The sequence below is a fragment of the Bacteroidia bacterium genome (assembly GCA_019695265.1).
In the GTDB taxonomy this organism is placed as follows: Bacteria; Bacteroidota; Bacteroidia; order JAIBAJ01; family JAIBAJ01; genus JAIBAJ01.
In genome coordinates this window covers 1-13,926 of record JAIBAJ010000098.1, presented here as the reverse complement: position 1 = coordinate 13,926, position 13,926 = coordinate 1, and the positions used below count along the sequence as shown (strand labels likewise).

Below are 13,926 nucleotides of genomic sequence, written 5' to 3'. Positions count from 1 at the left end.
TTGTTATCCTGGTCTTTTTTGCAGGATGAAATTCCGATTAAAAGAAAGGACAGTAAAAGGGGTGTTTTTGGAAGGTTCATGTTGGGCTACTCAAGGATTAATTGGTTTATGTTTATGAATCTCATTTGGTTCTCTAGTTGCCTGGTTAAATTGAACAATCACAAACTGGTATTCGAAAGTAAGTATTTCTAATGCAAAATAATAGAATAGATTCGGAGAAAAGGATGATTGGAATCAAATTGGTAAGAATAAAAAAAAAGCGGAAAGTCCCTTCGAAGTTAAAAATTGTGTCTAGTGGGAATAGAATAGGATCAAACCCAAATGCTCAAAAAAAAAGGAGATCAAACTGATCTCCTTTTTTTTTGAGTGTATTACCTCTTGACGAAGTTAGTTCGGATAGTATGTTCTCCGGCTTTAACAATTAAGGTATAAATTCCGTTGGCCAGGTTATCAACCCTAAAGCTTTTTTCTAATTGTTTGTTTTGTTGCCCTAACTCTATGTTTCTAACTAATTGTCCGTTACCGTTGATAATTTGGAATTCAACTGCACTTGGTTTGCCTAATCCAAGTTCAATTGTTAACAAATCTTCAGTTGGATTAGGATAAACATGGAATCCGCTAAAGAAGTTGTTTTCCTGGATAGCATTATAGGTATGTTCAATAACTACGCTGGATCCGGTACAACCTGTTTGGTCTGTCACAATTAGGTAATAGGTACCACTGGAGGTGGCAACGTAGGTTTGATTGGTTTGTCCAACTAATAATGAATCCGGTTGTCCACCACCTAAAATTTGATACCATTGGTACGATGCAAATGGAGTAGAGGTGAAGGTATTTCCATTGATACTAATTATCGGTGAAGGATTAATTACTTCCACATGAACAGGATTTAATACGTATGAACTATCTGAGCATCCAAATCCATCCTCAACAATTACCCAATAATCACCGGTTTGAGTAACATTTATTGTTTGAGAAGTGCTTCCTGTTGTCCATAAATATTGCATACCACCCGGATCACAGGTTAGGTTAACTGAGCCTCCTTTACAGAATGTAGTTGGACCGCTGGCAGTTATGGTAGGTTGAGGAGGGGTGTGAATATTAACTACCACAGGAGCAGAACTATTATCACAACCATTTGATCCTACAACTGTAACAACATAGCTTCCGGGTTGAGTTACAATATTTGAAGCTGCGGTAACCCCATCGCTCCACTGGTAACTAACAAAACCCGGATCTGCGGTTAAGGTTACTGAATTACCTGCACATAGTTCGGTTGGACCGCTTGCAACAATATTTACTATTGGAAGAGGTAATACGTCAATTTGTACAGGGGCAGAAGTTCCCGAACAACCATTTGCATCTGTTACGGTAACTGAAATCGGACCTGCGTAAGTTGCATTAAAGAATTGTGTGGTGGTTTGTCCTCCATCGCTCCAACTATAAGTAGCGTAAGAGCCTGCATCCAAAACTACGGTATCACCCTGGCATATTTGGGTATTTCCTTGAGCAGTAATAACCGGGTTAAGAAGATTTCCGGCAAGTACTGAAATTTGGTCTGATCCATGACAACCATTGGCATCTGTTACATAAACTGAATAAATGCCCTGACTGTTTACAGTAATAGTTGAGGTGTTGGCTCCGGTATTCCATGCATAGGAAGTATAACCATTACCTGCGTTAAGTGTAAAGGTAGTTCCAAGGCAGAAGGTGGTATCATTACCGAGGTTAATTACAGGCAATTGAACAGCATTAATTGTTACGGTTCCGGAGGTAGCCCGGCAATTGAAAGTATTCGCTACTGTTACATAGTAAGTTCCTGCCTGAGATGCATTGAAACTTTGTGCATTTCCAATAGCTCCGGAGTTTAGGAACCAGGTATACGTACTGTAACCATTTCCGGCATCTAATAAGGTATCACTTCCTACACAAAGGTTAATTGGGCCTTGAGGTGAAATAATCGGGGTGTTAGGCATTGGATATACTTCAGTAGATACTTGTGCGCTATTAGTACAACCAAATCCATCGGTATATGTGTAGGTTACATTATATGTACCGGCACCCGCTGCAGCAGGATTGAAAGATCCGCTACTTACGTTGCCTGGTCCGGAAAATGTACCACCACCTGGTAAGCCTGTTAATACGGATGCAGGATCTGCTGCACAATAGGTGGTATTCAATCCTGTTAAACTTACAACAGGAAGAGCATTGACTGTGGTGGTATTTGAAATGGTATCAGAGCAACCATTTCCATTGGTATAGGTGTAAAAAATGGTTTGAGAACCTAATCCCGCATTAGCCGGAACAAATAAATTGCCGGAGATGCCATTTCCAAAGAATGTTCCACCGGATGGACTACCAATTAATTGAGTTCCAACAGAATTATCTATGCAATAGGTGTTTAATAATCCGCTAAATGAAACCACAGGTTGAGCATTAACCAGAGTGCTTGCAGTGGTAGTACTAGTGCAACTATTGTTGTCTGTATAAGAATAAGTAATAGTATGGGTTCCTGTTCCTGCAACCTGAGGATTAAAATTAGTTCCCGAAATTCCATTTCCAGTAAATGTTCCTCCTGTTGGAAAGCCGGTCAACTGATCTAAAGAACCATTAATACAATAGCTTGCATCCAGACCTGCAATATTAACAACCGGAGCGGCCACCACTACAGTAGAGTTTGTAGAACTATTGCTGCAACCATTACCATCTGAATAGGAATAGGTAATAGATATGGTTCCTGTACCTGCTGCAGTTGGATCGAATGTACTTCCGATAATACCAGATCCGGTAAATGTTCCACCGGCTGGGTTACCAGTTAGAGTGATAGAGGAAGCGTTCGAACAATATTGGGCAGCTAATCCTGTAAAAGATACCACCGGGGCAGGCACAACGGTTGTTCCTAAAGAGGCCGTATCAGAGCATCCTTGGGCGTTGGTTACAAAATAGCTTATGGTGTGGTTCCCTAATCCTTCCACACTAGGGATAAAGCTGCCTCCAACAACGGAGTTAACCATAAAAGTTCCGCCCGTTGGCGATCCATTTAAACTAACAGCAGTGGTTTGGCTAATGCAATATGTTCCGGCCAATCCACTAAATGAAACTGCAGGTGTTGAATTTACAACGGTAGAATTAGAAGCCTGGTTGGAACATCCATTAGCATCAGTATAGGTATAGGTTATTGTTTGATTTCCTACTCCGGCAACTTGGGGGTTAAAATTATTTCCAACTGCACCATTTCCTGAAAATGTGCCACCTGCCGGGAATCCGATTAGAATATCCAATGCGTCGTTTTCGCAATAGGCAGATGCTAATCCTGCAAAGTTTACAGTTGGTGCAGTATATACTACCGTAGATTGAGAAATTGAATTAGAACATCCATTTCCATCCGTGTATGAATACGTAATGGTAAGGTTACCTGTACCTGATGTGGATGGTGAAAATGTAGTTCCGCTTATTCCAGGACCAGAAAAGATTCCTCCAACTTGGTTGCCACTCAAGGTAGCAGAAGGGTCATTGGTGCAATATTGTGCAGCTAATCCAGTAAAGCTAACTGTTGGAGTATTATTAACTACGGTTGTTTGGCTGGCAGAATTGGTACATCCATTGGCGTCTGTGTAAGTATAGGTTAAGGTATAAGGACCTCCAACACCGGCCACTTGTGGGTCAAATGTGGATGATCCACTTAATCCGGTACCTGTAAAGCTACCTCCGGAAGGAAATCCGGTTAAATTGCTTGGAGATGCAGTAATACAATAATCAGTATTTAAGCCGGCAAATGCCACAGTTGGTAAAGCATAAACTGTTACTTGTGTGCTTGCAGAATTGGTACAACCATTTGGATCGGTGTAGGTGTAGGTTAAGGTATGAATACCTGAACCTGCTGTTGAGGGTGTAAAATCAGAACCTGAAATGCCTGGACCTGAAAAACTACCACCAGCAGGGAAACCCGTCAAAGTAATAGGTGTATTTTCGCTTACACAATAAGCAGGTAAGGTTCCTGAAATTGAAACAAATGGAAGACCATTGGTTAGAACATTTTGGCTTGAAGATGCACTACATCCATTTCCATCAGTATAGTTGTATGTAATTACATGAGTGCCAATGGTTGTTAGGGAAGGTGTGTAGGTAGTTCCAACTACACCTAAACCTGAAAATGTTCCTCCTGCCGGAGAGCCATTTAATGTAATCGATGAAGTATTGTTAATGCAATAATCAGCAGCCAAGCCGGTGAAAGAAACAACAGGTGAAGGGTTAATGATTACTGAAAAATTCGAACTAGTTGCACAAGGACCTACTGTGGTATATGTAATGATATATGGAATTCCGGTAGCAGAGGTTGATAAAGTAATTTCTCCGGTTGATGCATTCAGGCTTAAACCTGCAGGAGAGGATGCAAATGTACCTCCGGTTAAACCTGTAATTTGTGGCAATGGATTGGTTGTTCCATTTACACAAAAGGTGTTAGAGGAGTAAGAAAAAGAGGAATTGTCTGCAGCTGTAACAATAACTGAATTGGTTGAAGTATCAGGACAAACTCCATTGGTAATATACATTACTGAATAGGTTCCAGGATTGCTGGTAGCAAGCGTAATTGCTCCGGTTCCTGTATTAAAGGTTAATCCTGAATTGGGTGTGTATGAAAAGGTTCCTCCACCTAAACCCGTTACTACCGGAACAGCAGTACCTCCATTGTTTACACAGAAAGAAGCTGCCGAATAACTAAAGCTGGAGTTATCTGCTGCTACAATACTAACTTGTTGAGTACTTGAATTGGGACAAGTTCCATTGGTTGTATAGGTGATTGTGTATGGCCCGCCTGGAGTTGAAGAAGCTAAAGCGATAACCCCAGTTGTTGGATTAATAAATAAACCGGCAGTAGCAGAAAATGTTCCACCGGTTAGTCCCGTAATGGTTGGACTCGGATTGGCTAAATTGGAACAATACGATGCAGAGGAGTATGAAAAATTAGCATTGTCTAAAGGATTTACCGTGATGGTAATGGAATTGGAATAAACTGTTTTTGTTCCTCCTGCAAAGTCTGTGCAATACGTTAATTTCCTACGATAAATATACGTGCCTGCAGTTAATGCCGGTGGGTCGTAATTTTGACCTGATGAGCCAAGCGAAGTAAAAGACGATCCTCCATTGGTGCTAACTTCCCAATCCCTCGATGAAAATCGATCACTCAAAATAGAATTTCCATTAATTTGATTGGGATTTCCTCCAATACAAAGATTCGCATCGCTAGGTACTGACAATGAAATGGTACCTCCTGCATTGGCATCGGTAAGACTGGCAAAATCGAAATGATAACGCAATTGGGTAGCACTGGTATAAACTTGAGTACCACCTGAATTACAAGTTCTTGATGCATTGAAGTTATTCCAAGTTCCTGAACAACTCGGTGCCCAAGTGGTTAGAATAACACCTGAAACACCTGAAGGCCCGGAATAACTATCACAATTTCCGTCATCTCCTCCACATATAAATCCATCGGTTTCGTATCCTCTAATATCAACCCACCAAGCATCGGTAATAGGAGTACCGGTCACATCATAAATTCCCGGATTTGTTGACAATCCTCCATCACAACCCACATTGTCCCTTTCATTTTTGTATTCCGAAGACCAAGGTTGTGTAGTAGTTGAAATGCGTGTTTTAATCCTCGGGTCTGCACTGCTATTGCAATCGCTGCAATCCGATAAAGACAAGGAATTTACCCTTCCTTGAACTCTTAAGGTTTGAGCAAATGAATTACAAAATGTAAGTACAGAAAAGAAAAGGGTAATAATTGGCAAGTAAAATTTCTTCATGGTTAGAAGGGTTGGATTGTCTAATGGAAAAAACTTTCGTTTTGGTTTTTTTCGAGGAAAAGGTTGATTTTCTTTATGTTTAAGCTGTTTAGATGCTTTATTGTTTCTTCATCATAACTATTTGCCCCGGCATTAATTATGTTGATGTTGGGCAAAGTTAATAAACATTCAGGAAGATTGGTTAATTGATTGCCTAAAAGGTTTAAATAATTGAGTTTGCCTAAGTTACATACCTGATCAGAAACTGTTTTTATTTGATTCCTGAATAAGGAAAGATAATTTAAGGAAGGCAGTAAAAAGAGCTCTTCAGGTAAATAAATGATTCCATTTTTGGCAACACATAACGCCTCCAATTTCCTTAATTTCCCAACCCCCCTGGGTATGAAGCCAATTTTATTATTCCTTAAAATTAGACTTTTCAAGTTATATAATTCAAAAGCAGAACTTGCTTCTATCAATTGATTATCAGCCAAAGTCAAGCGCTCCAACTTCTTTAAATTATTTAATTCAAATGGCAATGAATCCAACTGATTTCCGCTTAAGTCCAAATCCTTCAAATTGGCAAGAAAAGTTATACTAAAAGGAAATGAATCGATTTTGTTGTCGAGTAGAATTAGACTTTCCAAATTGGAAATTTGGGCAATCCAGGATGGTAGTGTTTTTAATTTATTATGAGATAGATTAAGTGCCTTCAGGTTAGGAAATTCTAAAATCTGAGATGGTAATTCTTTATATCCTTCATTGTTTAAAACTAATAATACAACCTTTTCCTTGTTAGATAAAGCTGTTTTCAAATCATAAAAGGAAGAATCCTGGGAAATATCTCTTTGACTAAATCCAAGTAATGAATTTAGAAAGCAAACAATGGTAATAACGAGCTGGAGGAATTTCATTTATTATTCTATTGAACCTTGGCCTATTTCGTAATTTTCGTCAATAATTTTCGAAACCGATAGAATATGTCGCTTAACATATGTTTGGGAAAGGGATTTCTGGTTAGCAATAATAAACAAATAATCGGTAAAGAAAATATTTTTAAAATCTTGATTGTTAATGTGTTTTAAATGATTTAGAGTCCAATATTTTAAAAAGAATCTAAATTTCCTTGTACCGGAATCGGGTAAGTCGAAGGTCCTGGAATACATCAATAAATAGAGTTCAAATTGCTTGGGTTTCCATAAAACACTTGGTTTTTCTTGAACAGTTTTATGTGAAATTACATCGATTACCGTACCATCTTCCTTCAATTCTTCCAAACTGAACCAACCGGCTTTTACAGGAGGATTGGGGGCAAACATTTTCCAATATTGCCAAAATATGGATACATGGATTGGTGAAGGAATGTTCAAATGACTGATTTTTTGTACCTTTTGCTGGAATTTTGAATTTAAATGCAAAGAAGAATATTCAAGTAAAAAGAAAATGTTTTTCCAACTAATAATGAAGATGGATAAAATAAGTAAATAGCCTAAAGTTTTCTTCTTCCAACCCTGAAATGGCAGCTCCCATTGAAGATTTAATTGATGGAATGAATGTATTCCAATAATTTCCCACCAGTTTCCGGGAATAAAAAAAGCTGCAACAGCTAAGCCGGTGATTGAAAAACTACCAACATGATAACTCAACATGATGGAAATATGGAACAATGCCAAAAACACACATAATACAGGTCTTGTCCATTTGAATTTTGGAATTAGTAGTACCAGAATCGGGAATAATCGTTCCACAATTAAGGATATATAGGTTGTAGCGGTGTAAAACAATTTATTACTACTTAATTCTTTACCTAAGTCTGTTGCTCCCCAATAATCCACCAACATATTCCTTACCGCATATCCACTGGTCCAACTATCTCCGTATTTAGCCATTCCGGTGCTAAAGTAAATCCAGGTTACCTGAATAATTAGAACAAGTGCCGGCCAAACGGAAATTTTTTGATTGGATTGTTTTTTTACTGAAAACTCGGAATCCAGTGGTAAAAAGCACGCCCAAAAAAGAATTTGAAATAAAAACATGTCAAACCCAAATGAAAATGCTGCATAGGCTTGAACAATGTTCCAATGGATAATTAAACTGATCCACGAAAAAATCCTGGATAGAAAGCCTACCGTTAAGAAAATTGCAGATAGAATACCAATGCCAAAAAATAAGTAAGCAAATCCATCTGAATGTATGAAGGTAAAAACCGAAATGGTTTTTACAAAACCTCCTCCCAAATTTTGCATAACACCTGGTGGAATAAGTGGATGGCTCCCCCAATATTGTGGAATAAACGACCATTTGATTACAGCCAAATTGTAAACTAAACTAATTCCCAGAATTATTCGGAATAAACCCAAAGACCTTCGATCAGGCATCATACTTTCTAGATATGTTTTAATTGAAGGGTTCATTCAAAAGATTAATGGTTTATTTTGGAATTGAAGAATAGACTAAAACTTAGTTTTCTCCGGAAGTCAAAACTAACTAGTAAATTTAACCCGGAGTGTTTTTTGCAAAAATAGTTGAGCATCATTTACTTTCAAATTTCCAATTCCTTAAATTTATATGTAGAAAAGCAAAAGGTTGGATTCTGGATTTTATAGTAGGACTGATGCATAGTTTCTAAGCCATTTATTCTTAACTATTTAAGTGCTTATTCGCCTTAGCGCTTGCCATAATTTTTTCTCATTCCGCAATGAACTTCTTGCAGTTGCCTGATGGATAGCGTGACAAATTGGGTTGGAAAATAAACTGATAGGTAGCGCATCGGGCAACGATAGAGGCAAGTAGCCCACAGGCACACGCGGCGCTAGCCAAGTGGGCCGAGGACTACTGCCGAAAGCGTGACCCGAACGCCCGGGCAGGTTAGTTTGGAGTTAATAAATAGCTGGTTGGGCGGAGGGGGCCCACATAAAAAGTATTAAAAATAATCCTTTCCTTCTGGTTAACTTTTTCAGCATACCCTATTTAATCTCGATTGAACAGGATTTTTGCAAATGTTTAAAAAAATGCAGGAAACCCAAATGTGATTTTGCACTTTTGCAAATCTTGAAAAAGTATCATCTATTATTATTTTTACTATTTCTTACCTCAAAGGTTTTTTCCCAGGACTTCCGAGTACAAGGAGTTGTATTAGATGAAAGCAGCAGGATTTCTTTAGTAGGTGCTAATGTTCTTCTGGTTTCCATTCCTGATAGCTCCAAATCCATCGGAACTACCACCGACATAGAAGGTCGATTTAAAATGGTAGTTCAGGAATCAGGTCAGTATAAACTTCGAGTATCGTATTTAGGTAGCTATACCTACACTCAACCTTTGGGGAGAATATCAGATGATTTGGATTTGGGAACTATTTTTTTAAAACCCAAAAGTCTGAATTTGACGGAGGCCAGAGTAGAAGAAAGGGCAGTACGTGCAGAACAGAAAGGAGATACTACTCAATACAATGCAAATGCATTTAAAACCAATCCCGATGCTTCTCTGGAAGACCTTGCCAAGAAAATGCCCGGAATTACCATGGAAGGAGGTACTTTAAAAGCTCATGGTGAGGATGTTAAGAAAGTTTTAATTGATGGAAAGGAGTATTTTGGAGATGATGTTACTGCTGCATTAAAAAATTTACCGGCCGAAGTAGTAGATAAAATCCAGGTGTTTGATAAACTTTCCGATCAAAGTCAACTAACCGGTTTCAATGATGGTAATACCACTAAAACAATCAATATTATTACCAAACCGGGTAAATCGAATGGCCAGTTTGGGAAGGTATTCGGTGGCTATGGAACTGATTTTACCAATAACAGATACCAAAGTGGGGTAAATCTGAATTTGTTTTCGTCTAAAAGAAAAATATCAATTATCGGACAAAGTAATAATATTAATGTTCAGAATTTTTCTTCCCAGGACCTTGCCGGGATTTTTCCTCAACAACAAGGAGGGCCAGGCGGCGGTATGGGAGGTAGAGGAATGGGTGGAGGAGGAATGGGACGACCTCCCGGTTATCAGAGTGATGCCGATAATTTTACTGTTTCTTCCTTAGGCGGAATTACCACAACACATGCAGCAGGAATAAATTACAGCGAAAGTTGGGGTAAAAAGTTGACTATTAACACTTCCTATTTCTTTAATTTGTCTGAAAATGGAAATGAGAATTCACTCGAACGAACCTACTTTAACAATGAATTGCAAGGGCAGGTCTATCAAGAAAGTAATTCAAGTTCCAAAGAGAATATGATCCATCGTGGAAGTTTAAGGGTCGAATACAATCCGGATACCTTAAATTCTATCATTTTTACTCCAAAATTAACCTATCAAAGGGCAATAACGACAACTTCCTCTAATGGATCTAATTCCTTCCAAGAGGCAACCCTAAATTCCACCAATACTGCAAACCATAGTTTTAATGAGGTTTATAATTTTTCAGGTGAAATTCTTTATCAACATAAGTTTTTAAAGAAAGGAAGAACATTTTCATTGAGCGCCAATTCTCAAGGAAATAATAGAAAGGGAACTTCAAAGTTAAATTCTCAAAACTATTATTTTGAAAGTTCAGATTCTACCGAAGTGCTTTTAGAACAACTAGGATCCAACCAAAGCAGAGGAATTACAGTTGGTGGAAACATAGGATATACTGAACCTGTAGGAAAGAAAAGTATTGTGGAACTAAATTATATACCTGCGGTAACTTGGAATAATGCGGATAAACGAACCTATAAATTAGGAATGGATTCTATTCAGGATCAGGTTCTGGATTCAATTTTAAGCAGTACCTATGGAAATACCTATGCCGTTCAAAGAGTTCGATTGAGCTATAGGTTTAGAACAGATATGTTTAATTTTATGCTTGGAGCGTCATACCAATATGCTGAATTAGAAGGAAACCAGGAATTCCCCAATAATCAGGGAACTTTTAGGTCATTTTCCAATGTGCTTCCAATGGCTATGATGATGGTACAATTTAGTAAAAAAGCGAATTGGAGGATTTTTTATCGATCAAATACCAACCCTCCTTCCATTACTCAATTGCAAGAAGTAGTGGATAATTCAAATCCACTCATGTTAACCTCCGGTAATCCATTCTTGAAACAGGATTATTCTCATTTTTTAGGTTCCAGATTTAGTTGGGCGAATGCAGAAAAAGGCACAAATTTTTTCTTATTCGGAAATATTTCAACTACGCTTAATTATGTTGGTAACTCAACATTTATTGCTAGTTCTGATACCCTGCTTACTCAAGGTGTAACCTTGTATAGAGGGGCTAGGATTACCAAACCAATCAATTTAAATGGATATCTTAATGGAAGAATTTTCTTGAACTATGGACTACCGTTAACGTTTATCAAATGCAACTTAAATTTTAATGCAGGTTTTGGGTATAGTCAAACTCCCAGTTTAATCAACAATGAAAGAAATTTGGCCAAATCAGCTAATCCAACTGCAGGTTTCGTATTAAGTAGTAATATCAATGAAAAACTTGACTTTACAGTGAGCCTTACCGGTAACTATTACCTGGTTTCTAACTCGTTGTTGCAAACTCAAAACTCTAATTATTATATACAAAATTCATCGGCCAGATTGAATTGGCAATTTTGGAAAGGCTTTCTTATTTCAACAGAATTAAACCATACCTTATATACCGGACTCGGTTCAGCATTCAATACCAGTTTCTTTTTATGGAATGGAGGTTTTGCCTATAAATTCTTGAAAAATCAAAATGCTGAATTGCGCTTAAGCGTATTTGATATCCTGAACCAAAACCAAAGTGTTTCCAGAAACTTGAGCGATACCTACATTGAAAATTCCAGAAACCTGGTTTTGAATAGATATTACATGTTCACTTTTACCTATGTTCTGCGTAAATTTAAATCCCAAGAAAGGAAGAATCCATAAGATATCTGATGTTTTTTAGTGGATTTTGATAAGCGACACCTTTGAATCTTAGGTATTTTTATGCCCAAGAATAAAATTTAAGTAATTGATTTTCATTTTCTTATAGGAAATTATATCGTTGTTTTTATAATACATAAGAATCTAATGTATATTTGTCCAATGTATTTGAAATAACTAGTATGCTTTATTCCACAGAACTAATTAAAGGCACTTTAAAAACCATTGTTTTGAAGTTATTGGCCGATAACAAAAGAATGTATGGTTATGAGATAACCCAAAAAGTTAAAGAACTCACTTTCGATAAAATTCAAATTACGGAAGGTGCTCTTTATCCCACCCTTCACGCATTGGAAGAAGAGGGGTTATTGACTACTGAAACTGAATTTATTGGTAAGCGAGTAAGGAAATACTACAGTTTAAGCGAATCCGGAAAAGGGAAAACGGTTGAAAAGGTAAATGAACTCGTGGCATTTATGGAAACCATGACCATTTTGTTGGATTTAAAACCAAATACATTGTATGTACCAGCTCTCTGAAGAACAGATTGATTTTATTCTTGACGACATTCGTGCACGTGGAGTCAAGTTAGACAGCCTGCAGCAAAGTCTATTAGATCATGTTTGTTGTATCATTGAGCAAGGTCTCGAAGCAAATGGAGACTTCGAAGGATTCTATCAAACAACCATTCAATCTTTTTACCAAAAAGAACTGGTTGAAATTGAAGAAGAAACAATTCTCCTAATTAAATTTAAACACTATTACACAATGAAACGCATCATGTTATTAAGCGGTAGCTTCGGTGTTATCGGATTCTTGGTAGGATCCATATTTAAAGTATTTCACCTGCCCGGAGCTGCCTTTCTGTTCTTGATTTCTATATTAATTATTTCCTTTGTTTTTCTGCCATTGGTCTTCGTTCTGAAGGCCAAGGAAGAGCAATCGTTTTCTAATAAATTTACCCTTGCTTCAGGTACTATTGTTGCCATGCTTTATTGCCTCTCTGCTTTATTTAAAGTAATGCATTGGCCGCATGCCAATTTTATGTGGTATATTTCACTGGCAATTGCTGTACTAATTTTTATCCCTGGTTTTCTCCTTGGAGGAATCAGAAATCCGGAAACTAAAGTGAATAGCATTGTTATTTCGATTTTGTTGGTGGTGGTTTTTGGTGTTCAGTTTTTGTTAACCAATTTAAGACCCAATAGTCCAACCAAATCTTTTGCCTTTTTGCAAAGCGAAGTGCTTTTGAATTCCATGTTAAAAGAGAGTTCTAATCAGTATGTATTAAAGGAAGACTCCGAATCGGTAGTTCGGTTAAACCAAATTTTCCAGATTTGTGAGGAAACAAAATCAGTTTTACTTATGAATGCCATTCATTCTCAACATTTGCCTGAACTTTCTGAAAATCCGGAAGAGAACGCAATTCCCGAGTTGCATCTTGGTGATGATTTCAGAGAAAATGGTAAGGGATATTTATTGCTTAAAAATCTTCAGCAACAAGTAAATGAATATAATGGTCTCCATCCAAATGAGTTTATTATTCCAACAAAAAGCTCTATTCTAAAAATGGATTTAAGTGAATTGAATAGTTCTAATAACCTGTTGTTACTGGTTAATTTGTCTGAAACCCAGCTCATCGTAACCAACCTTAAACTGAAATTTTATAGAAAGGCTGCCTTGCAAAATGGGAAACAAATAACAGAAAGTGTAAATTTGGATTGCCAGAGAGTACATCGTCCCTTCTTTGGAGCTCAAGTTATAGCTAATCTAAGGTCTGCTGAAAAAATCAGTAACAACGGAAAGACTATTTTTTAATTTTCCTATTATGCGGGCCCCCTCCGCCTAAGGAGTTGTTGCTAATTTCAAATAACTTGCACAGGCGTTCGGGTCACGCTATCGGCTGTAGTCCAAGTCAACTCCGCTAAATCGCTACGTTGGCTTGGAGCTACTTGCCTCTATCGTTGCCCGATGCGCTACCTATCTAATGGTCGCTAAACTAAAGCATCACTGTTTCTATCAGTTCTTTGTCTGAGCTTACTATTCAAGGCTATGCATTAGTGCTTGGGTTTTGAAAAATACCTAACTGCCAGGGTTTTCCGAAAATGACAGAATTGCAGCACATGAAAGGATTTCAAAGTGACATAAGGAATTCCATTCAATGGCTATGATAAATTAATGGAAATAGTGATTGGAGTACTTTCCCCATTAATTATTAATCCTTAAGGGATTTGGATTAACCTTCCGG

At 37.6% G+C, this 13,926-nt stretch carries 6 protein-coding genes; 3 read left to right on the top strand and 3 right to left on the bottom strand.

Going from position 1 to position 13,926, the window contains the following annotated elements; translation table 11 throughout:
* Positions 1 to 371 precede the first annotated feature (371 nt).
* From K1X82_12360 to K1X82_12350, 3 genes are read right to left on the bottom strand one after another with little or no spacing between them, the layout of a single operon-like run.
* Positions 372 to 5,813, bottom strand: a complete 5,442-nt coding sequence (locus tag K1X82_12360) for a T9SS type A sorting domain-containing protein (GenBank protein MBX7182898.1) — start codon at positions 5,811 to 5,813, stop codon at positions 372 to 374.
* Positions 5,814 to 5,833: 20 nt separating this feature from the next.
* Positions 5,834 to 6,706: a leucine-rich repeat domain-containing protein gene (locus K1X82_12355; GenBank protein ID MBX7182897.1), complete on the bottom strand. Its 873-nt coding sequence runs from the start codon at positions 6,704 to 6,706 to the stop codon at positions 5,834 to 5,836.
* A gap of 3 nt (positions 6,707 to 6,709) precedes the next feature.
* Positions 6,710 to 8,206 carry an HTTM domain-containing protein gene (locus K1X82_12350; GenBank protein MBX7182896.1) on the bottom strand — a complete coding sequence of 499 codons (1,497 nt, stop codon included), beginning with the start codon at positions 8,204 to 8,206 and terminating at the stop codon, positions 6,710 to 6,712.
* Between the two features lie 637 nt (positions 8,207 to 8,843).
* On the opposite strand from K1X82_12350, the gene K1X82_12345 reads away from it, so the two are divergent.
* The 3 genes from K1X82_12345 (at position 8,844) to K1X82_12335 (ending at position 13,496) form a co-directional block, all read left to right on the top strand.
* Positions 8,844 to 11,681, top strand: coding sequence for an outer membrane beta-barrel protein (locus K1X82_12345; GenBank protein ID MBX7182895.1), 2,838 nt, complete (start codon positions 8,844 to 8,846; stop codon positions 11,679 to 11,681).
* 179 nt (positions 11,682 to 11,860) lie between these two features.
* Complete coding sequence (locus K1X82_12340; protein MBX7182894.1) at positions 11,861 to 12,217, top strand: PadR family transcriptional regulator; 357 nt, start codon at positions 11,861 to 11,863, stop codon at positions 12,215 to 12,217.
* Complete coding sequence (locus K1X82_12335; GenBank protein ID MBX7182893.1) at positions 12,201 to 13,496, top strand: hypothetical protein; 1,296 nt, start codon at positions 12,201 to 12,203, stop codon at positions 13,494 to 13,496. Before K1X82_12340 ends, K1X82_12335 begins: the two co-directional genes overlap by 17 nt.
* The last annotated feature ends 430 nt before the right edge of the window (positions 13,497 to 13,926 follow it).